Genomic DNA, 21,386 nt, shown 5'->3' with positions numbered 1-21,386 from the left:
TGCAACGTCGCCCCGATATCGGACGTACGCGTCGTCGTCATCGACTGCACCGAAACCGGCGCATCCCCACCGACCGCCACCGACCCGACCTGGATCTGACGGCTGACCCTTCGTTCGGCGAGCTTCGTCGGAACAGAGGGCATTCCGAGAGAAATTGCAGTCATCTGGTGTGCAACCCCAAGGTGTGGATCAAGGTCCCGAGATCGGCGGGCTCCAGCCCCTGAGATTACGCCACCGCGCACGGCCCGGGCACATCCATGCGAAGAATCGACGCAAAAGTAAGCGGCCGGACACGAAACGTGTCCGGCCGCAGCGAAACGGACGAAGTCAGGCGGGCGCGATCAGCTGATCTTGACGGGGTTGACAATGTCGGCGACCAGGACGAGCAGCGTGAAGCAGATGAAGACCCCGGCGACGACATAGGCGACGGGCATCAGCTTGGCCACATCGAACGGGCCCGGGTCGGGCCGCTTGAAGACCCGCGCGAGCTTGCGCCGCACGGCCTCCCACAGCGCGCCCGCGATGTGTCCGCCGTCGAGGGGCAGCAGCGGCAGCATGTTGAAGAGGAACAGTGAGAGATTGAAGCCCGCGACCAGGTACAGCATCATCGCGATCACGTTCTGCGCCGGAGCGTTGAGATTCATCACCTCGCCCCCGATGCGGGCCGCGCCGACCACGCCGACCGGTGAGTCGTCCTTGCGCGGTCCGTCCCCGAAGGCCGCGCTCCAGAGGTCGGGGATCTTGGACGGGAGGGCGACGATCGACTCGACGCCGTCCCCGATCATGTTCCCCATCCGGTCGACGGACTGCGGGAAGGTGAGCGGGACGATCTCGGTGGAGGCGGCGAATCCGAGATAGCCGGCGGGGACGTACTTGTCCGGGACGACCTGCCCGTCCGCGTCCTTCTCGGCGACCATGTTCTTGGCGAGCGTGGCGTGCAGGACCTTCTCCGCACCGTCCCGTCGCACGGTGATGGTGGCGGGGCCGATCGTCTCGCGGATCAGGCCGGAGAGCGTGTTCCAGTCCTGGACGCGCTTCCCGTCGAAGGCGACGATCTTGTCACCCTTCCGCAGACCGGCGGCCTGGGCGGGCGAGACGGCGTCGCTCTTCTCACAGGTGTCCCGCTTCTCGCTCTGGGCGATGACGCACTTCTGGACACCGGCGACCTTGGTGGTCTGGGTCTCGAAGCCGAAGCTCATCGCGAGGCCGATGAAGATCACGACCGCGAGGATCAGGTTCATGAACGGACCCGCGAACATCACGATCATGCGCTTCCACGGGGCACGCGTGTAGAACAGGCGCGTCTCGTCGCCGGGCTGCATCTCCTCGATGGCGGCCGAGCGCGCGTCCTCGACCATGCTTCGCCACGGCGAGGTCGAGCGGGCCTCGATCCGGCCGTCCGCGCCCGGCGGGAACATGCCGATCATGCGGATGTAGCCGCCGAGCGGGAGCGCCTTGATCCCGTACTCGGTGTCGCCCTTCTTGCGCGACCAGATGGTCGGCCCGAAACCGACCATGTACTGCGGCACCCGGATGCCGAACAGCTTGGCCGTCGACAGGTGCCCCAGCTCGTGCCAGGCGATGGAGATGAGCAGACCCACGGCGAAGATCGCGATGCCGAGGATCGTCAACAGAACCGTCATGCGCGAGCCTCCGCGGGCTGTCCTTCGCTGAATTTCTCTGCCATGTCACGGGCCCGGGCGCGTGCCCAGGTCTCCGCTTCCAAGACGTCCGACACGGTGAGAGAGGTTCCCGTACGGGGGTGACCATGCTCCGCGACGACCTGGGTGACGGTGTCCATGATGCCGTTGAACGGCAGCCGGCCGGCCAGGAACGCGTCCACGCACTCCTCGTTGGCCGCGTTGAACACCGCCGGGGCGGTACCGCCCAGCGTTCCGACGTGCCGGGCCAGCGCCACGGAGGGGAAGGCGTCACCGTCGAGCGGGAAGAACTCCCACGTCGACGCCTTGGTCCAGTCGAAGGCGGGGGCGGCGTCCGGCACCCGCTGCGGCCAGCCGAGGCCGATGGCGATCGGCCCGCGCATGTCGGGCGGGGTCGCCTGGGCGAGCGTCGAACCGTCGCTGAATTCCACCATCGAGTGAACGTACGACTGAGGGTGGACGACCACCTCGATGCGGTCGAACGGGATGTCGTACAGCAGATGGGCCTCGATCACTTCGAGCCCCTTGTTGACGAGGGTCGCGGAGTTGACCGTGATCACGGGGCCCATCGCCCAGGTGGGATGCGCCAGCGCGTCCTGGGGGGTGACACCCGCCAGCTCGGCCCGCGTACGGCCCCGGAAGGGTCCGCCCGAGGCCGTCACCACGAGCTTGCGCACATCGGCGCGGGTCCCGGCGGCCAGCGCCTGGAAGAGCGCGGCGTGCTCGGAGTCGACGGGGATGATCTGACCGGGCTTGGCGATCCCCTTGACCAGCGGGCCGCCGACGATCAGCGATTCCTTGTTGGCGAGGGCGAGTGTCCGGCCCGCTTCGAGGGCGGCGAGCGTGGGAGCGAGCCCGATGGAGCCGGTGATGCCGTTGAGCACGGTGTGGCAGTCGGAGGCGGCGAGTTCGGTGGCGGCGTCCGGGCCGGCGAGGATCTCGGGGAGCGGCTCACCCGTCCCGTACCGCGCGCCGAGCGCTTCCCGGAGCGCGGGTACGACGTCCTCGCGCGCGACCCCGACGGTGCGGACCCGTAGCCGGTGCGCCTGCTCGGCGAGCAGCGCCACCCGGCCGCCGGCGGCGGAGAGGGCGGTGACACGGAAGCGATCGGGGTTGCGCAGGACCAGGTCGATGGCCTGCGTGCCGATGGATCCGGTGGAGCCGAGGACGACGATGTCCCGGCGGCCTTCGGACGGATCGAAGGCGATGTGCGGATCGGCGAGAGGGGCTGGGCTGTCGCTCATGGGCCCCATTCTTGCCCCATCGCCGCGCCGGGAGGACAGCGCGCCCCCCGCACGGGCGCCCGCGCGGCTGTCTTGCGTGGTCAGCAGTGCGTGGCGACGCCGAACTTTTCACGGGGGCACGGGAACACAGGGGCACGGGGCCGCAGGGGGCACGGGGCACGGAAGGGCACGGGGCACGGAAGGGCCGGGCCGCGTCCGGGGTGCGGACACGGCCCGGCCGTCACGTCGCGGCGCGGGCCGTCAGGTCACCGCGTCAGCGGATCGGGCGGTGCACGTTCTCGCGCTCGGACGGGCCCGGGGTCGCGTCGGCGATCCAGGGGCCCTCCCCGCTCGGGTCGACGACACCGTCCTCCAGCCAGGTGTACGTACCGGACAGGACGCCGTCGACGACCTTGCGGTCCAGGTCGTCGGTGTTGGACCACAGCCGCGTGAAGAGCTCCTCGACGCGGATACGGGCCTGCCGGCAGAAGACATCGGCCAGCTGGTAGGCCTCGCGGCCGTGGTCCCCGTTCGTCCGCAGCAGTTCGGCCCGGACACACGCCGCGCTCATCGCGAACAGCTCCGCGCCGATGTCGACGATCCGGCCGAGGAAGCCCTGCTTGGTCTCCATCCGGCCCTGCCAGCGCGACATGGCGTAGAAGGTGGAGCGGGCCAGCTTGCGGGAAGCACGCTCGACGTACCGCAGATGGGAGGCCAGGTCGGCGTGGCCCGCCGGGTGGAACTCACCGTACGCATGGGGAAGTTGGCCCGTCCCCGTGACCAGTTTGGGCAGCCAGCGCGCGTAGAACCCACCCGCCCGCGCGCCCGCTTTCGCCTTGTCCGACAGGGATGCGTCCGGATCGATGATGTCGCCGGCCACCGCGAGATGGGCGTCGACCGCCTCGCGGGCGATCAGCAGGTGCATGATCTCCGTGGAGCCCTCGAAGATCCGGTTGATCCGCATGTCGCGGAGCATCTGCTCGGCGGGTACGGCGCGTTCGCCGCGGGCCGCCAGGGATTCCGCCGTCTCGAAGCCGCGGCCGCCGCGGATCTGGACGAGTTCGTCGGCCATCCGCCAGCCCATCTCGGAGCCGTACAGCTTGGCCAGGGCCGCCTCGATGCGGATGTCGTTGCGGTCCTCGTCGGCCATCTGCGAGGACAGGTCCACGACCGCCTCCAGCGCGAAGGTGGTCGCGGCGATGAAGGAGATCTTCTCGCCGACCGCCTCGTGGCGGGCGACGGGCTTGCCCCACTGCTCGCGAGCGGCCGACCATTCGCGGGCGATCTTCAGGCACCACTTGCCCGCGCCCACGCACATCGCCGGCAGGGAGAGCCGGCCGGTGTTGAGGGTCGTGAGGGCGATCTTGAGGCCGGCACCCTCGGGGCCGATGCGGTTCGCGGCGGGGACGCGCACCTGGTGGAAGCGGGTCACCCCGTTCTCCAGCCCACGCAGGCCCATGAAGGCGTTGCGGTTCTCGACGGTGATCCCCGGCGAGCCGGCCTCGACGACGAACGCCGTGATGCCGCCCTTGGTCCCCTCCGACTTCGGGACCCGGGCCATCACCACGAGCAGGTCGGCGACGACGCCGTTGGTCGTCCAGAGCTTCACCCCGTCGAGGAGGTAGTCGTCGCCGTCCCGCACGGCCGTGGTCGCCAGCCGGGCGGGGTCGGAGCCCACGTCCGGCTCGGTGAGCAGGAAGGCCGAGATGTCGGTACGGGCCAGGCGCGGCAGGAAGGTGTCCTTCTGCTCCTGGGTGCCGAAGAGTTTCAGCGGCTGCGGTACGCCGATCGACTGATGGGCGGAGAGCAGCGCGCCGATCGCGGGGTTCGCGGAGCCGACGAGCGCGAGGGCCTTGTTGTAGTACACCTGGGTGAGGCCGAGGCCGCCGTATTTCGTGTCGATCTTCATGCCGAGCGCGCCGAGTTCCTTGAGGCCGTTGATCACCTCGTCGGGGATCCTGGCCTCGCGCTCGATCAGCGCGCCGTCGATCTGCGTCTCGCAGAAGGCGCGCAGCTTCGCGAGGAACTCCTCGCCCCGCCTGACGTCCTCGGACGCGGGCAGCGGGTGCGGATGGATGAGGTCGAGCCGGAAGCGCCCGAGGAACATCTCCTTGGCGAAGCTCGGCTTGCGCCAGCCCTGCTCACGGGCGGCCTCGGCCACCTGGCGGGCTTCCCGCTCGGTGACTTTGGGCCTGCCCTGAGGTTCCTGCGGTGCGGATGCTGCTGAGGGGGCGGATGGGGCGGACATGAGGAACTCACCTCGCCGCGGAGTCGGGTTATGTGAAGTGTTTACCGGCCGGTCTACTCGTCCGTATCTACCCGATTCCCGCCGACCGCACCAGTGGTGGGCCGGCCCACCACTTTCCCGTACGACAAACGGCCGGAGTCCCGTGAGGTGCGGGGACTCCGGCCGTGGGTGATCGTGTACGGGACCTACAGGGCGAGGCCGGTGAGCACCATGACGCGCTCGTAGGTGTAGTCCTCCATCGCGAAGCGCACGCCCTCACGGCCCACGCCGGACTGCTTGGCACCGCCGTACGGCATCTGGTCGGCGCGGTACGAGGGGACGTCGCCGATGATCACGCCGCCGACCTCCAGGGCGCGGTGGGCACGGAACGCTGCCTGCAGGTCGTGGGTGAAGACACCCGCCTGGAGGCCGTACCTGGAGTCGTTCACGGCGGCGAACGCCTCGGTCTCGCTCTCGATCCGGGTGAGCGTGAGGACCGGGCCGAAGACCTCCTCGCAGGAGATCGTGGTGTCCGCGGGGACCTCGGAGAGCACGGTGGGCGCGTACGTGGCGCCGTCGCGCTTGCCGCCCGTGAGCAGCTGGGCGCCGGCCCGGACGGCCTCGTCGACCCACGACTCCACCCGCTTGGCCGCGTCCTCGCTGACGAGCGGGCCCACGTCGGTGGCGTCGTCGCCGGGGTCGCCGGTGACCTGTGCCTCGACCGCGGCGACGATCTTGGGCACCAGGCGTTCGTACACCGAGGCGTCCGCGATCACGCGCTGCACGGAGATGCAGGACTGGCCGGCCTGGTAGTTCGAGAAGGTGGCGATCCGGGTCGCGGCCTGGTCCAGGTCCTGCTCGCTCGCCCAGTCGGAGAGGACGACGGCCGCGCCGTTGCCGCCGAGTTCGAGCGTGCAGTGCTTGCGCGGGACCGAATCCATGATCGCGTAGCCGACCGTGTCGGAGCCGGTGAAGGAGATCACCGGCAGCCGCTCGTCCTGGACGAGGGCGGGCATCCGGTCGTTCGGCACGGGCAGTACGGACCAGGAACCGGCCGGCAGGTCCGTCTCGGCCAGCAGCTCGCCGAGGAGCAGCCCGGAGAGCGGGGTCGCCGGGGCGGGCTTCAGGATGATCGGGGCGCCGACGGCGATGGCCGGGGCGATCTTGTGCGCGCACAGGTTCAGCGGGAAGTTGAACGGCGCGATACCGAGGACGGCGCCGCGCGGGAAGCGGCGGGTCAGGGCGAGACGCCCGGCGCCACCGGCGTCGGTGTCGAGGCGCTGGGCCTCACCCCCGTTGAAGCGGCGGGCCTCCTCGGCGGCGAAGCGGAACACGGAGACGGCGCGGCCGACCTCACCGCGGGCCCACTTGACGGGCTTGCCGTTCTCGGCGGAGATCAACCGGGCGATCTCCTCGGTGCGCTCGACGAGCCTGCGCGAGACGTGGTCGAGTGCGGCGGCCCGTACGTGCGCGGGCGTCGCGGCGAACTCGTCCACAACGGCGTGTGCGGCGGAGACGGCCTCCTCGACCTGCTCGTCGGTCGGCACGGAGACGGTGCCGACGAGCCGGCCGTTCCAGGGGGAGGTGACGTCGAAGGTCTTCTCGCCGGTGGCCTGGCGGCCGGCGAGCCAGAAGGCGTGGGTGGAAGTCATTGCGAGTCCCGGCCCTTCCGCTTAGTCGGGGTGTGTGGGTCCACGGTAGGGGCCCGGGGGCGGAGGGTCGCTTGTCCGGGGTGGAGTGGTGGGCCAGGACCGGTGCGCCGCTTTGTCGTGTGCGGGCAGGGCTCTCCCCACGTCACACCGGCGGCCGCGTCGTCTTCAGGGCCAGCCACAGCTCCATCCGGACATCCGCGTCGTCCAGCGAGCGGCCCAGGATCTCCTCCACCCGGCGCATGCGGTAGCGGAGCGTGTGGCGGTGGACGCCGAGGTCCGCCGCCGCCGCGTCCCACTGGCCGTGGCGCGAGAGCCAGGCCCGCAGGGACGCCACCAGGTCTCCCCGGCCCTTCGCGTCGTGTTCGTACAGCGCCCGCAGCGTCCCGTCCGCGAAGGCGCGCACCGCGTCGTCGGCCAGCAGCGGGAGGATCGAGCCCGCCGCGAGATCCTCGTGCTCGACGAGCGCGCGGCCCCGCCGGCGTGCCACCGACAGTGCCTGCTCGGCCTGTTTGTACGCGCCGGCCGCCGCGATCGGCCCGGTCGGCGCGGAGAGCCCGACGACCACCCCGGCCTCCTCCGCCTCCCGCTCCGCGTACGTCCCGGCCGCCGTGACCACCGCGCCACCGTCCACGGCGAGCACCGCGAGCCGTTCGTCACCGTCCGGTACGGTCAGCGACGCTTCCCCCGCCCGCGCGGCCGCCGCTTCCAGTTCCTCGGTCAGCACCTGCAGCGGGCTGTCGGCCGCGCCGTCGGACGAGGACGCCGGCGCGGAGTCGGCCGATTCGGCGATCAGCAGCCGGAACGGCGCGTCGAGCAGGCCCCCGTACAGATCACCCGCCACCCCCCGCGCGTGGTCCGGCTGCCCGGACAGCAGCATCCGCAGCACCGCCGCGCCCAGCCGCTGCTCGGCGTCCTGGAGTGCGCGGGAGCGCTCCGTCGTCAGCGTCAGCAGGGCGATCGCCGAGTGGACGGCGTACCGCTCGGCGGTGCCCAGCGCCGCCCCCGTACCGACCGCCAGCGCGCCCCGCACCCGCCTCCCGGTGCCCAGGGACTGGAGTTCGACGCGCTCGTCCACGTCGCCGACGACCGCGCTGGCGGGCGCCGGGCGCTCGCGGAGCCGTTCGACGTCGGCGGTCAGCCGGGCGGCCCGCCGGGCCGCCCATTCGGGAGCGGCGGCGACGACCGCGCCGGTCGCGTCGTAGAGCGCGGCCCAGCCGTCGACGTGCGCCGCGAGGCGGGTCAGCAGCGCCGCGGGCCCTTCGGCGAGCGCGGCGCGGGTCAGTTCCCGCTGGGCCTCGAAGCCGGCCGTCACGGCCCGGTACTGATCCGCCGCGATGGCCGCCGACACGGCCTTGCTGATCGCGAGGAACGGCGTACGGCGCGGTACCGCCAGCAGCGGCAGCCCCTCTTCCCGGGCCGCGTCGACGAGCGCGTCCGGGATGTCCTCGTAGTGCACCCCGATGGCGAAGCCGAGCCCGGCGACCCCGGCGCCCACCAGCCGCCGTACGTAGCGCCGCATCGCGTCGGGATCCTCGGCGTCCAGCGTGGTGGCGGTGACGAGGAGCAGTTCGCCGCCCTCCATGTACGGAACGGGGTCGGCGAGTTCGCTGGCGTGGGCCCAGCGCACCGGTGTCCGGAGCCGGTCCTCCCCCGCGCGCACCGTCAGGTTGAGCGCCGAGTGCTGGATGAGCGAGGCGAGGGTGGGAGGCATGGGGGAACCGTAGGGCCTTCGGCGGTGGTCGTGCGGAACGGTGGGCGATGACGCCGTCCCGTATGAACGGCGTATCCCAATTCTGCCATCTTGTACGAGCGGAACGCGGTGCCCGGCTCAGTTCCGCAGATCCACCAGCAGCGGCGGCGCGTGCTCGCCGCCCACCGTCCGCAGCGACAGCACCGCGTGCTCGGCCGGCACGGTGTGCGCCAGGTCGGACGCCGACCAGCGCTCCCGCTCGACCTTCCGTACGGTCACCGCGTCCGTCGTCACGGCCTTGCCGGTCACCAGCTTCCGGAACGAGTGGATCGCCCGGGTCAGCGGCTGGTCCGCGAAGACCGTGCGCTGGGTGACGTCCCGGGTCTCCACCCACTCCGTGCCCCACGCCTCCGCGAAGCGCTTTCCGTCCCAGGTGGTGATCCCGGAGAACGCCATCCGGCAGCCGACGGCCCCGAGCAGCGCGGTGTGCAGCGCCTCCGGCACGTCGTCGAGCGTGCGCAGGGTCAGGACGGCGCCCGCGTTCACCGAGCGCAGCCGTTGCACGCCGCGCAGCGTCTCGGCGGTGAGGGTGCGGGTCGCGTCGTCCAGCACCAGACAGGCGAAGAGCGAGCGGTCGGAGCGGACCGCCGCGTTGGCGGTGAACTGGGCGAGGACGAGTCGCGCCAGCAGCCGCGACGCCTCGGCGTGGCCGCGCTCGGGCAGGTCGATACGGACCCGCAGCGGGTGCTCCAGCGCGCGGAGCGAGAACGGCCGGGTCCTGCCGGTGGTGTCGAAGAAGCCGGCGAAGGCAGGCCGGTCGAGCAGCGCGACCCGGTCGGCGAGGGCGCGGCCCGGGTCTCCGGGCGCACCCGACTGCCGGGCCCGGGCGTCCAGCTCGCGGCGCATGGCGTGGTGGCCGTCGGTGTCCAGGGAGTCCCGCAGGGCGGCCAGCGCGGCGAGCTCCCCGTCGAGGAGTTCCCGCAGCTCGGGGACGGCGGGCAGCCGGCCGTGCGCGGCCCGGAACGGGCCGAGGAGCTGGGCGAGCGCGGTGGTGGCGCGCCGGCCGTCGGTGTCGGCGAGGTCGCCGACGAGCCCTTCCGCGAGGACGGCGGCGGCCTCGTCGGGGTCGGTCGTGCCGCCGTACAGGTCAAGGTCGTAGACCGACGCGGGGTCGCCGATCCGGACCACGACGTCGTAGGCGTCGTCGGGGCCGAGCTGGGTGCCGGCGGCGCAGACGGCGATGACGGCGGCCTGTCCGGCGAGCGCCTGGAGCGCGAGTGATTCGACGACCGGCCGGACCAGGGCGCGTGTCTTGCCCGCCCCGGGCGGGCCGACGGCCAGCAGCGAGGTCCCGAGCAGCGCCGGGTCGAGGGCGACGCCGGTGCCGCGCCGGGGGTACGGGTTGCGTTCCCCGTCCAGGACCGTGCCGAGCCTGACCTGCCGCCCGTACAGGTCGTGCCGGGCCGCGCGCACGGGCAGGTCACGCTTGCCGGAGGGGTGGACGCAGGCGGCGGCGCCCCGGCCCCGGACCGCCTCGGTGAAGGCGGTGAGCCGGGAGGGATCGGCCCGTACGGAGTGCCAGGCACGGCGGATCCGGGCGTAGTCGACGTCGTTCATCCGCCCGTCGCGCACCTCGGCCGCGAGCCGCGCCGCGAGCTCACCCTGACCGGCGGCCCGCAGCTCCGGCCACTCGGCGGGGTCGTGCTCGGGCGCCAGGGGCGCGGGGGCGGGCGGGGCGGGGGCGCCGCCGGGGCGGTAGCCGCGTACGCGCCGGGCCAGCTCGGCCCAGCGGCCGAGCCGGCCGAAGACGACCAGCAGGACCACGACGACCAGCGCGTAGTAGACGTACGCGGCGACGACGGACGCCATCGTCCCGCGCCAGGAGTCGAACGTGAACATGTAGAGCGGCCAGAGCCAGAAACCGCCGAGGTAGCCGTTCCACAGCAGCGACCAGAGGAGCAGACCGGCGAGGAGGGAGATCAGGGCGCCGCTGACGAGCTGCCGCACCGGTGTCCGTTCCGGTTCCTGGGGGGCGCGCGCCACATGCCCGTACGCCCAGGTCCCGGGCGCGCCGCCGACGCGCGGCACGTGCAGCCACTCCCGCAGGGTGGGTCCGGTGCCGGGGGCGTGCCCGGGCGCGGGCGGCGGGACGCGGGGTCCCGATTCCACCGGTCCCGGTCCCGCGGGCCCTGACCCCGCCGGCGCCGCGAACGGCGCCGAGGACGGCATGGGCGGCGGCCCCGCCGGACGCGGCACGGGGTTCGCGCGTGTGCCTGGCGAGTCATGCGTGCCGTCGGTCTCCATGAACCACTGCCCCCTGTGCAGTCCGCCCTTGTGTGCCCGCCCAATGTATGGCTACAGCCATACGCTGGGGGAGCTCACCGGCCCCCGCGTGCCGGGGTGTTGCCCCTTTTCCCGGACCGTGGATCACTCCCCGGATCGGCCCCCGGATCATCCCGCTCTGTCCGCCACGGACAACGACACGCCGCCACCACTCCCGAACGGCGCATGCCCGCTCCCTCTCCGCACCCCTAGCCTGCGGAGAAAGACCCCGAACCACCCCCAGGAGCCCCTCATGACCACTCTTCCGCAGGAGCGCCGGATCGTCACCGCCATCCCCGGTCCCAAGTCCCTGGAGCTGCAGGCCCGCCGGGCCGCCGCGGTCGCCGCCGGGGTGGGGTCCGTCCTGCCCGTCTTCGCCGCCCGCGCCGACGGCGGGGTCCTGGAGGACGTGGACGGCAACCGGCTGATCGACTTCGGTTCCGGCATCGCCGTGACGTCGGTGGGCGCCAGCGCGGAGGCTGTCGTACGCCGTGCCTCCGCTCAGCTCGCCGACTTCACCCACACCTGTTTCATGGTCACGCCGTACGAGGGGTACGTCGAGGTCTGTGAGGCGCTCGCCGAGCTGACCCCCGGCGACCACGCCAAGAAGTCCGCGCTGTTCAACTCGGGCGCCGAGGCCGTCGAGAACGCGGTGAAGATCGCCCGCGCGTACACCAAGCGCCAGGCCGTCGTCGTGTTCGACCACGGCTACCACGGGCGTACGAACCTGACCATGGCGCTGACCGCGAAGAACATGCCGTACAAGAACGGCTTCGGACCGTTCGCCCCGGAGGTCTACCGGGTGCCGGTGGCGTACGGCTACCGCTGGCTGACCGGTCCGGAGAACTGCGGCCCGGAGGCGTCCGCCCAGGCGATCGACCAGATCAGCAAGCAGATCGGCGCCGAGAACGTCGCCGCGATCATCATCGAGCCGGTGCTCGGCGAGGGCGGCTTCATCGAGCCGGCGAAGGGCTTCCTGCCGGCGCTGGCCCGGTTCGCCAAGGACAACGGCATCGTGTTCGTGGCCGACGAGATCCAGTCCGGCTTCTGCCGTACGGGCCAGTGGTTCGCCTGTGAGGACGAGGGTGTCGTCCCGGACCTGATCACCACCGCCAAGGGCATCGCGGGCGGCCTGCCGCTCGCCGCCGTCACCGGCCGCGCCGAGATCATGGACGCCGCGCACGCGGGCGGTCTGGGCGGTACGTACGGCGGCAACCCGGTGGCCTGCGCCGCCGCGCTCGGCTCCATCGAGACCATGAAGGAGCTGGACCTCAACGCGAAGGCCCGGCACATCGAGACGGTCATGAAGGCGCGCCTCACGGCGATGGCGGAGAAGTACGACATCGTCGGCGACGTCCGGGGCCGGGGCGCGATGATCGCGATCGAACTGGTCACGGACCGGGACACCAAGGAGCCCAACCCGACCGCGACCGCCGCGCTGGCCAAGGCCTGCCACGCGGAGGGCCTGCTGGTGCTCACCTGCGGCACGTACGGCAACGTACTGCGCTTCCTGCCGCCCCTGGTGATCGGCGAGGAGCTGCTGAACGAGGGCCTGGACATCATCGAGCAGGCGTTCGCCGCTCTCTGAGTCCCCGCGCGGAGGCGGCGGTCACCGGACGGTGCCCGCAGCCTCCGGCCACCGTCGGCCGGGGGCTTGTGCCGCAGCTGTAGGGGCCTGTGAAGAGTCTGTGCGGGGGCGATGGCGGGATACGTTTCACGCTGTCGGTCCTCCCTCCCCTGACGTACGGTTTCCGCAGATGAGAGAAACACCCCGCTCGCAGGGAACTGCGAGCGACGCCGAAGCGGGGTATCCCCAGCGCCGCTTTGGCCGTGCCTTCGCGCACACCGCTGGAGCTTCAGGCTCCGGATCTCCTCACCGATCGGATGGCCGCCCGCCCCAAACCCCCCGGGGCGTGCGGCACACCGGTCCGGGCGGCCGCCCCGGAGCTACCCCCCCTGCTCCGGGGCGGCCGGCCTTTCTCCTCCCCGGCCGTCCGTGGGTCTTCGCGCTGTGCGCGGTCCTCTTCGTGCTCGTCACCTGGCAGGCCGCCGCCGGCGGGCCGCTGCGCGGGGCCGACGAGCGTCTCGGACTCGCCCTCGCCGGGCACGGCCCCCGGCCCCTCACCGAACTTCTCGCCGACCTCGGTTCCCCGCCGGTCGCGCTGCCCGTGCCGGCCGTGGCGCTCGGCTACGCGCTGTGGCGCGGGCAGCGCGCGCGGGCCCTGGCGGCAGCGGTCACGATGGCTGTGGTCCCCGCCCTGGTCGTCCCGCTCAAGATCTGGATCGACCGGCCGGGCCCGCTCACCGAGGCGACCGGCTACTACCCGTCCGGGCACACGGCCACGGCGATGGTCGCGTACGGCGGCGCGGCCCTGCTGCTCGCCCCGTACGCAAACCGGCGTGTGACGGTGCCCGCCGCCGTCCTGCTCACCCTGGCGACGGGCACCGGTCTGATCCTGCGTGGCTACCACTGGCCGCTGGACGTCCTCGGCAGTCTGGCCCTGTGCGGGATGCCGCTCCTCCTGCTGTCCGGCGTGCTGAGCCGTATCGGCTCAGGCGCTGTCAGCCGAAGTACGCGTCGAAGTTCCGGGAGAACTCCCCCTGATTGAAGCGGTCCCAGTTGACCGACCAGGTCATCAGGCCGCGCAGGCCGGGCCAGCTCCCGTGGGTCTGGTAGGTACCGCAGTCGGTCTTCCTCGTGAGGCAGTTCAGTGCCTTGTTCACCTCGGCCGGGGTGGTGTAGCCGTTGCCCGCCTGGTTCGAGGCCGGGAGGCCGATCGCGATCTGGTCGGGGCGCAGCGCCGGGAAGAACCGGCTGGTGTCGCCGGCCACCGGGAAGCCGGTGAGCAGCATGTCGGTCATGGCGATGTGGAAGTCGGCGCCGCCCATCGAGTGGTACTGGTTGTCCAGGCCCATGATCGAGCCCGAGTTGTAGTCCTGGACGTGCAGCAGGGTGAGGTCGTCGCGCAGGGCGTGGATGACCGGGAGGTACGCGCCGGCGCGCGGGTCCTGGCCGCCCCAGGGGCCCGAGCCGTAGTACTGGTAGCCGAGCTGGACGAAGAAGGTCTCGGGGGCCATGGAGAGGACGAAGTTCGCGCCGTACCGGGCCTTGAGGGTCTTGATCGCGGAGATCAGATTGACGATGACCGGGGTGGTGGGGGCGCGGAAGTCGGTGTCGCCGGTGTTCAGCGACAGTGAGTGGCCCTCGAAGTCGATGTCCAGGCCGTCCAGACCGTACTCGTCGATGATCTTCGATACGGACGACACGAAGGTGTCGCGGGCGGCGGTGGTGGCGAGCTGGACCTGGCCGTTCGCGCCGCCGATGGAGATCACGACCTTCTTGCCGGCGGCCTGCTTGGCCTTGACGGCGGCCTTGAACTCGGCGGCGGATTCGACGTTCGGGCACTCGGCGACCGGGCAGAGGCTGAAGCGGATGTCGCCGGAGGTGACCGAGGTCGGCTCGCCGAAGGCGAGGTCGATGACGTCCCAGGAGTCGGGTACGTCGGCCATGCGGGTGTAGCCGGAGCCGTTGGCGAAGCTGGAGTGCAGGTAGCCGACGAGCGCGTGGCTGGGCAGGCCACCGCCACCTCCGCCGCCCCCGCCCGGGGCGGCGGTGGTGGCGCCGACGGCCGGCGAGAGGGCGGACGCGCCGCCCGCGTTGGTCGCGGCGACCTGGAAGCTGTACGCGGTGGCCGGGCTGAGGCCGGTGACGGTCGCCGAGGTGCCGGTGACATCGAGGGCCTTCGTACCGCCCCGGTAGACGGTGTAGCCGGTGGCGCCCGTGACGGGGGACCAGGAGAGGCCGACGGAGGAGGCGGTGACGCCGGTCGTCTTCAGGCCGGTGGGGACGGCCGGGGGCTGGACGGGGGCGCCGCCGGGGCCGACGAGGGTGAGATCGTCCGCGTAGTAGGCGCCGGTTCCGTACCAGCCGTTGGTGTAGACGGTGACCGAGGTGGTGCCGGGCCCGGTGCGGAAGCCGGTGGTCAGCTGCTGCCAGCCGGGTGCGGACGGCGTCCAGGCCGAGACGTCGGTGGTGCCCGTGCCGGAGGCGCCGAGGTAGACGTAACTTCCCTGGACCCAGGCGCTCAGCGTGTACGCGGAGTCCGGCCTGACCGTCACCGTCTGGGAGCACTTGGCGTTGTCGCTGCCCGCGGGAGTCGCCTTGAGGGCGCCGCCGCCGCCGTGCACGGGGGTGGCGACGACGACGCCGCTGCCCGCCGTACAGCTCCAGCCGGTGAGGCCGGATTCGAAGTTTCCGTTACGGGCGATGTCCGTGTCGGCGGCGGCCGCCGACGGCGCGACGGCGGCGAGTCCGGCCGCCGTGAGGACGGCGGCCGCGAGGGCTGCCACCAGTCTTGGGTACCGAGCGGAACGTCTGACGCTTTCCACAACTGCCTCCCGGCATGGGGGAATTGACGTAGCGGGGCGCGGCCAGCATGGTCCAGACCAATTGCTGTGGTCAAGACCTGTGGTGCCCCCGCGTCCGGTGACCACACCTCCGCTGACCCCAGTCCGGTGACCCCCGTCCGGTGACCCCTTGTCCCGCGAGGCCGTACGGGGCTCACGCCCTGCCGGCCGGCGCAGCGCGCCACGCGTCCGCCCTGGGTGCTCACAGGCCGCCGGGAGGCGCCGGATCACGGACGCGGATCACGGACGCGGATCACGGACGCGGATCACGGGCGCGGATCACGCAGGGGCGGCGGCTCAGCTGTCGAAGCCCAGCCCCAGCCGGTCCATGGTCCGCAGCCACGCGTTGCGCCGGCCGCCCCGGGCGTCCGCGCGGGCCAGGGACCACTTGGTGAGGCCGATCCCGGCCCAGGCGACCGGCTCGGGCGGGAACGGCAGCGGCTTGCTGCGGACCATCTCCAGCTCCGTACGCTCGGTCCGCTCCCCCGCCAGCAGGTCCAGCATCACGTCCCCGCCGAAGCGGGTGGCGCCGACGCCGAGCCCGGTGTACCCGGCGGCGTACGCGACCTGGCCGCCGTACGCGGTGCCGAAGAAGGCCGAGAAGCGCGAGCAGGTGTCGATCGCGCCGCCCCAGGCGTGGCTGAAACGCAGTCCCTCCAGCTGGGGGAAGCAGCGGAAGAAGTGCGAGGCGAGGGTGAGATAGGTCTCCGGGCGCCGGTCCAGCTCGGTGCTGAGCCTGCCGCCGTACGGGTAGACCGCGTCGTAACCGCCCCACAGGATGCGGTGGTCGGGGGTGATCCGGAAGTAGTGGAACTGGTTGGCGCTGTCCCCGAGGCCCTGCCGTCGCCGCCAGCCGATCGCGGCCTGCTGCTCCGCCGTCAGCGGCTCGGTCATCAGGGCGTAGTCGTAGACCGGGACGGTGTACGAACGCACCCGCCTGACCAGCGACGGGAAGACGTTCGTGCCGAGCGCGACGCGGCGGGCGAAGACCCGGCCGTACGGGGTGCGGACCGCCATCCCGCTCCCTGACCTGGCCAGTTCCAGGCCGCGGGTGTTCTCGTAGAGCCGTACACCGAGGTCGAGGCAGGCCTGTTTGAGCCCCCACGCCAGTTTGGCCGGGTGCAGCATGGCGACCCCGCGCCGGTCCCAGAGCCCGCCCAGGAAGGTCGGCGAGTCGACCTCGGCGCGTACCGCGTCCCGGTCGAGCAGCTCCAGCCCGGGACGGCCGAGCCGGGTGGCCTCCTCGTACGCCGCGCGCAGGTCGTCGAGCTGGTACGGCTCGGTGGCCACGTCGATCTCACCGGTGCGCTCGAAGGCGCAGTCGATGCCGTAGCGGGCGACCGCCGCCTCGATGGCGTCGAGATTGCGCTCGCCCAGCTCCTCCAGCTTCCGCAGCTCGCCCGGGAAGCGGGCGAGGCCGTTGCTGAAACCGTGGGTCAGGGAGGCGGCGCAGAAGCCGCCGTTGCGGCCCGAGGCGGCCCAGCCCACCTCGTGGCCCTCGATCAGGACGACGTCCCGCTCCGGATCGCGCTCCTTGGCGAGGAGCGCGGTCCACAGTCCGCTGTAACCGCCGCCGATGACGAGGAGATCGGCCTGCTCGTCGCCGGTGAGGGCGGGCAGCGCCCCGGGCCTGCCGGGGTCGTCCAGCCAGTACGGGACCGGCCGGACGCCGGAGAGGGATGCCGCGGCGGTACGCATGGCTCCTGGGGCCATGTCTTCCAACTCCTTCGGGACCTGCTCAGGGGGTGCCGCTCAGGGGGGTGCCGCTCAGGGTGGGGTGATCGCGGTCCGGTGTTCAGGCCGCGGCGGTCTTCCTCCGGCGGTTGCCGACCAGCTGACCCGCGATCACCAGCACCACGGCAATGATGAACATCGCCGTGCCGATGACGTTGATCTGCACCGGCGTGCCGCGCTGTGCGGAGCCCCAGACGAACATGGGGAACGTCACGGTCGAGCCGGCGTTGAAGTTGGTGATGATGAAATCGTCGAACGAGAGCGCGAAGGCGAGCAGCGCGCCCGCCGCGATGCCGGGGGCGGCGATCGGCAGGGTGACCCGTACGAAGGTCTGCACGGGCCCGGCGTAGAGGTCGCGCGCCGCCTCTTCGAGCCGGGGGTCCATGGACATCACGCGCGCCTTGACCGCCGTCACCACGAAGCTGAGGCAGAACATGATGTGGGCGATCAGGATCGTCCAGAAGCCAAGCCGCGCGCCCACGTTGAGGAAGAGCGTGAGCAGCGAGGCGGCCATGACGACCTCGGGCATCGCCATCGGCAGGAAGATCAGCGAGTTGACCGGGCCGCGCGCCCGGAAGCGGTAGCGGACCAGCGCGAAGGCGATCATCGTGCCGAGGACGGTGGCGCCGAGGGTCGCCCAGGCGGCGATCTGCAGCGAGAGGGTCAGCGAACCGCACAGGTCGGCGACTCCGCAGGGGTCCTTCCAGGCGTCCAGGGAGAAGCGCTGCCAGGAGTAGTTGAAGCGCCCCTGCGGCTTGTTGAAGGAGAAGACCATCACGACGAGGTTGGGCACGATCATGTAGCCGAGCGTCAGCACGCCCGCGATGACGACCAGGTTGCGCCGGATCCAGCGTGTCACGCCCATCAGACCAGGTCCTCCGTCCCTGCTCGGCGGATGTAGACGGTGACCATGATCAGGACGACCGCCATGAGGATGAAGGAGAGTGCGGCGGCCGTCGGATAGTCGAGGACGCGCAGGAACTGTGTCTGGATCACGCTGCCGACCATCTTGGTGTCGGTGGAGCCCAGCAGCTCGGCGTTGACGTAGTCGCCGCTCGCCGGGATGAAGGTGAGCAGGGTGCCGGAGACGACACCCGGCATGGAGAGCGGGAACGTCACCTTGCGGAAGGTGGTCAGGGGCGTGGCGTAGAGGTCGCCGGCGGCTTCGTGGAGCCGGCCGTCGATGCGCTCCAGCGAGGTGTAGAGCGGCAGGATCATGAACGGCAGGAAGTTGTACGTCAGGCCGCAGACCACGGCCAGGGGCGTGGCCAGGACCCGGCTGCCCTCGGTCCAGCCGAGCCAGCTGGTGACATCGAGGACGTGCAGGGAGTTGAGGACGCCGACGACCGGGCCGCCGTCCGCGAGGATCGTCTTCCAGGCGAGCGTGCGGATCAGGAAGCTGGTGAAGAACGGTGCGATGACCAGGACCAGCAGCAGGTTGCGCCAGCGGCCGGCCTTGAAGGCGATGAGATACGCGAGCGGGTAGCCGAGCAGCAGGCACAGGACGGTGGCGGTGCCCGCGTACAGCAGGGACCGGATGAACTGCGGGTAGTACTCGCGCAGCGCGTCCCAGTAGGTCTGGACGTGCCAGGTGACCTGGAAGCCGGCTTCGAGGGAGCCGGTCTGCACGGAGGTCGACGCCTGGTAGACGAGCGGCAGCGCGAAGAAGACCAGCAGCCAGGCGATGCCGGGGAGCAGCAGCCAGTACGGGACGAGACGCCGCCGCGTGGACGCCGTGCGGACGGGGAGGTCGGTCCCGGCGGCCGGCGGGACGGGAGGGGCCGGCGGGGTGGCGGGGACCTGCGTGGCGGTCACGACGCCTCCCCGTCCGCCGCCTTGAGGCCCGCCGAGCCCACGGAGCCCACGGAGCCCACGGAATCCACGGTGCCGGCGAGAGGGGACTGGGCGGCGTCGAGGCCGAAGGTGTGCGCGGGGTTCCAGTGCAGGACGACCTCGGCACCGGGGGCGAGCCGGCTGTCGCGCTCGATGTTCTGCGCGTACACCTCCAGCTCCGGGCAGGACGGGCTGTCGATCACGTACTGCGTCGAGACACCGATGAAGCTGGAGTCGGCGATGCGGCCGGTGATCCGGTTGCGGCCGTCGGGGATCGTGCCCGCGTCGTCGGCGTGCGCGAGGGATATCTTCTCGGGGCGGACGCCGACCAGCAGCTTGTCGCCGCTCGCCGTCCGCGCGGTGCAGCGCCCGGCGGGCAGGCGCAGCGTGGCGCCGCCGGCGGCGACCACCACGTCGCCGCCGTGGGCCTCGGCGACCTCGGCCTCGATGAGGTTGGAGGTGCCGAGGAAGTTGGCGACGAAGGTCGTCCCGGGGTTCTCGTAGAGATCGGCGGGGCTGCCCAGTTGCTCGACCCGGCCCGCGTTCATCACGGCGACGGTGTCGGCCATGGTCATGGCCTCCTCCTGGTCGTGGGTGACATGGATGAACGTGATGCCGACCTCGGTCTGGATGCGCTTGAGTTCCAGCTGCATCTGGCGGCGGAGCTTCAGGTCGAGGGCGCCGAGGGGCTCGTCGAGCAGCAGCACCTGCGGGTGGTTGATGAGCGCGCGGGCGACGGCCACCCGCTGCTGCTGGCCGCCGGAGAGCTGGTGGGGCTTGCGCCGGGCGAAGTCGCCGAGCTGGACGAGGTCGAGCATGTCGCCGACCTGCTTGGCGACGGACTTGATGCCCCGGCGGCGCAGGCCGAAGGCGACGTTCTCGTAGATGTCGAGGTGCGGGAAGAGCGCGTAGCTCTGGAAGACGGTGTTGACCGGTCGCTTGTACGAGGGCAGGTCGGTGACGTCCCTGTCGCCCAGGAAGACCGACCCGGTGGTCGGGTCCTCCAGGCCGGCGATCATCCGCAGCGTGGTGGTCTTGCCGCAGCCCGACGCGCCGAGGAGCGCGAAGAACGAGCCCTGCGGCACGGTGAGATCGAGCGGGTGCACGGCCTGGAAGGAGCCGTACGTCTTGCTGATCCCGGTGAGGCGGACATCGTCGCCGCCCCGGCTGGTTGATGCGGTCTCTGTCATGGGTAACGGTCCTGGGGGCTTGGGGAAGGTGGACGGGCGGGGGCCGGCGGGCGGGATGCGCCGGACCGGTGCCACGACCGGCGATGTCTGCCCGACGGGCACATCTTGCCGGGAACGGCACTGGATCCGCCGGACAGGACCTAAGCTCCGATGAGCTTGGCGAACTTCTCCTCGTACGCCGTCTCTTCCTTGCTGCTGAGGGAGCGGAAGGCGTGCGAGGCGGCGGCCATCGCCGCGTCCGGGAGGATCAGCGTGTTGTCGGCCATCGACTTGTCGATCTTCGTGAGTTCGGCGCGCACCCCGTCGACCGGGCAGACGTAGTTGATGTACGCGGCGAGCTGAGCGGCGATCGGCGGCCGGTAGTAGTGGTCGATGAGCTTCTCGGCGTTGGTCTTGTGCCGCGCCCGTGCCGGGACCAGCAGGTTGTCGCTGGAGATGATGTAGCCGGATTTCGGGATGGCGAACTTGATGTCCGGGTTGTCGTTCCGCAGCTGGACGATGTCACCGGCCCAGGCGACGCAGGCGGCGATGTCGCCCTTGTCGAGGTCCGCGGTGTAGTCGTTGCCGGTGAAGCGGCGGATCTGCCGCTGGTCGACGCCCTTCTGGAGCCGGGCGATCGCGGCGTCGAAGTCGTCGTCGGTGAACGTCCCCGGGTCCTTGCCGAGGTCCAGCAGGGTCATTCCGACGCTGTCGCGCATCTCGGAGAGGAAGGCGACGCGCCCCTTGAGCTTCGGGTCGTCCAGCAGCTGCGAGACGGAGTCGACCGTACGCCCGCCGGTCGCCTTGGCGTTGTAGGCGATGACGGTGGGGATGCCGGTCCAGGGGTACGAGTGGGCCCGGCCCGGGTCCCAGTCGGGTGAGCGGAACTGCTCGGAGAGGTTCGCGAAGGCGTGCGGCAGGTTCGACGGGTCGAGTTTCTGCGCCCAGCCGAGCCGGATGATGCGGGCGGCGAGCCAGTCGGTGACGCAGATGAGGTCGCGGCCGGTGTCCTGACCGGCCGCCAGCTGCGGACGTATCTTGCCGAAGAACTCGACGTTGTCGTTGATGTCCGCCGTGTACTTGACCTTGATCCCGGTGCGACCGGTGAACGCCTCCAGGGTCGGGTAGTGCTTCTCGTCCTCGCTGACGTCCATGTACTCGGTCCAGTTGGAGAAGAAGACCTGCTTCTCCTGAGCCGAGTGGTCGGTGGACGCCGGGCCCGAGTCCTCCCGCTTCGCGGGCGGGATTCCGCAGCCGCTCAGACCGGCGAGCCCGCCGATCGTGAGCGCGCCGACGCCGGTGGCGCGCAGCAGCGAGCGGCGGGTGAGGGCGCCCCTGCCGCTGGTCATGCTGCGCCGCATCGCGGCCAGCTGGGCCGCGGACAGGCGGTCGGGCTCGTACTGCTCCATGCGCTGTGCCCTTTCGGGTGGGTGGCCGGGACCGGTCGGTCCGGGACCGGCCCAGGCAC

At 71.6% G+C, this 21,386-nt stretch carries 15 protein-coding genes; 2 read left to right on the top strand and 13 right to left on the bottom strand.

Going from position 1 to position 21,386, the window contains the following annotated elements; translation table 11 throughout:
* From ACIBAE_RS02910 to ACIBAE_RS02880, 7 genes are all read right to left on the bottom strand, one after another.
* The coding region (locus ACIBAE_RS02910; protein ID WP_360182524.1) for a flavodoxin-dependent (E)-4-hydroxy-3-methylbut-2-enyl-diphosphate synthase at positions 1-164 on the bottom strand (164 nt) is incomplete at its 3' end.
* Between the two features lie 177 nt (positions 165-341).
* Positions 342-1,643, bottom strand: a complete 1,302-nt coding sequence (locus tag ACIBAE_RS02905) for a M50 family metallopeptidase (protein ID WP_399281972.1) — start codon at positions 1,641-1,643, stop codon at positions 342-344.
* Entirely contained in the window at positions 1,640-2,905 is a 1,266-nt protein-coding gene (gene dxr / locus ACIBAE_RS02900) for a 1-deoxy-D-xylulose-5-phosphate reductoisomerase (protein ID WP_399281971.1), read from the bottom strand. The genes ACIBAE_RS02905 and dxr overlap by 4 nt, the downstream gene beginning before the upstream one ends.
* Before the next feature lie 253 nt (positions 2,906-3,158).
* Positions 3,159-5,132, bottom strand: a complete 1,974-nt coding sequence (locus ACIBAE_RS02895; RefSeq protein WP_399281970.1) for an acyl-CoA dehydrogenase family protein — start codon at positions 5,130-5,132, stop codon at positions 3,159-3,161.
* Between the two features lie 185 nt (positions 5,133-5,317).
* Entirely contained in the window at positions 5,318-6,763 is a 1,446-nt protein-coding gene (locus ACIBAE_RS02890; RefSeq protein WP_399281969.1) for an aldehyde dehydrogenase family protein, read from the bottom strand.
* Between the two features lie 142 nt (positions 6,764-6,905).
* Positions 6,906-8,474, bottom strand: coding sequence for a PucR family transcriptional regulator (locus tag ACIBAE_RS02885; protein ID WP_399281968.1), 1,569 nt, complete (start codon positions 8,472-8,474; stop codon positions 6,906-6,908).
* A 117-nt stretch (positions 8,475-8,591) separates the two neighbouring features.
* Positions 8,592-10,757, bottom strand: a complete 2,166-nt coding sequence (locus ACIBAE_RS02880; protein WP_399281967.1) for an ATP-binding protein — start codon at positions 10,755-10,757, stop codon at positions 8,592-8,594.
* A gap of 271 nt (positions 10,758-11,028) precedes the next feature.
* Here ACIBAE_RS02880 and gabT point away from each other — a divergent pair, with 271 nt between their 5' ends.
* Together gabT and ACIBAE_RS02870 are read left to right on the top strand one after the other, a co-directional pair.
* Positions 11,029-12,363 carry a 4-aminobutyrate--2-oxoglutarate transaminase gene (gene gabT, locus ACIBAE_RS02875; RefSeq protein WP_399281966.1) on the top strand — a complete coding sequence of 445 codons (1,335 nt, stop codon included), beginning with the start codon at positions 11,029-11,031 and terminating at the stop codon, positions 12,361-12,363.
* A 169-nt stretch (positions 12,364-12,532) separates the two neighbouring features.
* A complete protein-coding gene (locus ACIBAE_RS02870; protein ID WP_399281965.1) occupies positions 12,533-13,384 on the top strand; it encodes a phosphatase PAP2 family protein in 852 nt (283 codons plus the stop codon).
* Here the strand turns inward: ACIBAE_RS02870 and ACIBAE_RS02865 are convergent.
* From ACIBAE_RS02865 to ACIBAE_RS02840, 6 genes are all read right to left on the bottom strand, one after another.
* Positions 13,338-15,125, bottom strand: coding sequence for a chitinase (locus tag ACIBAE_RS02865; protein WP_399281964.1), 1,788 nt, complete (start codon positions 15,123-15,125; stop codon positions 13,338-13,340). The genes ACIBAE_RS02870 and ACIBAE_RS02865 overlap by 47 nt on opposite strands.
* 354 nt (positions 15,126-15,479) lie before the next feature.
* On the bottom strand, positions 15,480-16,895 hold the full coding sequence (locus tag ACIBAE_RS02860) for an NAD(P)/FAD-dependent oxidoreductase (protein WP_399281963.1): 1,416 nt from the start codon (positions 16,893-16,895) through the stop codon (positions 15,480-15,482).
* Positions 16,896-16,977: 82 nt separating this feature from the next.
* Positions 16,978-17,781, bottom strand: coding sequence for an ABC transporter permease (locus ACIBAE_RS02855; RefSeq protein WP_399281962.1), 804 nt, complete (start codon positions 17,779-17,781; stop codon positions 16,978-16,980).
* Entirely contained in the window at positions 17,781-18,731 is a 951-nt protein-coding gene (locus tag ACIBAE_RS02850; RefSeq protein ID WP_399281960.1) for an ABC transporter permease, read from the bottom strand. Before ACIBAE_RS02850 ends, ACIBAE_RS02855 begins: the two co-directional genes overlap by 1 nt.
* A complete protein-coding gene (locus ACIBAE_RS02845) occupies positions 18,728-19,939 on the bottom strand; it encodes an ABC transporter ATP-binding protein (RefSeq protein WP_399281959.1) in 1,212 nt (403 codons plus the stop codon). The genes ACIBAE_RS02850 and ACIBAE_RS02845 overlap by 4 nt, the downstream gene beginning before the upstream one ends.
* A gap of 140 nt (positions 19,940-20,079) precedes the next feature.
* Entirely contained in the window at positions 20,080-21,327 is a 1,248-nt protein-coding gene (locus ACIBAE_RS02840; protein WP_399281958.1) for a PotD/PotF family extracellular solute-binding protein, read from the bottom strand.
* Positions 21,328-21,386: the final 59 nt, after the last annotated feature.

The sequence above is a fragment of the Streptomyces sp. NPDC051569 genome (assembly GCF_044454085.1).
Classification (GTDB): domain Bacteria; phylum Actinomycetota; class Actinomycetes; order Streptomycetales; family Streptomycetaceae; genus Streptomyces.
Note: the sequence above shows the minus strand (reverse complement) of the source record. Positions and strands in the feature narration are given on the sequence as shown.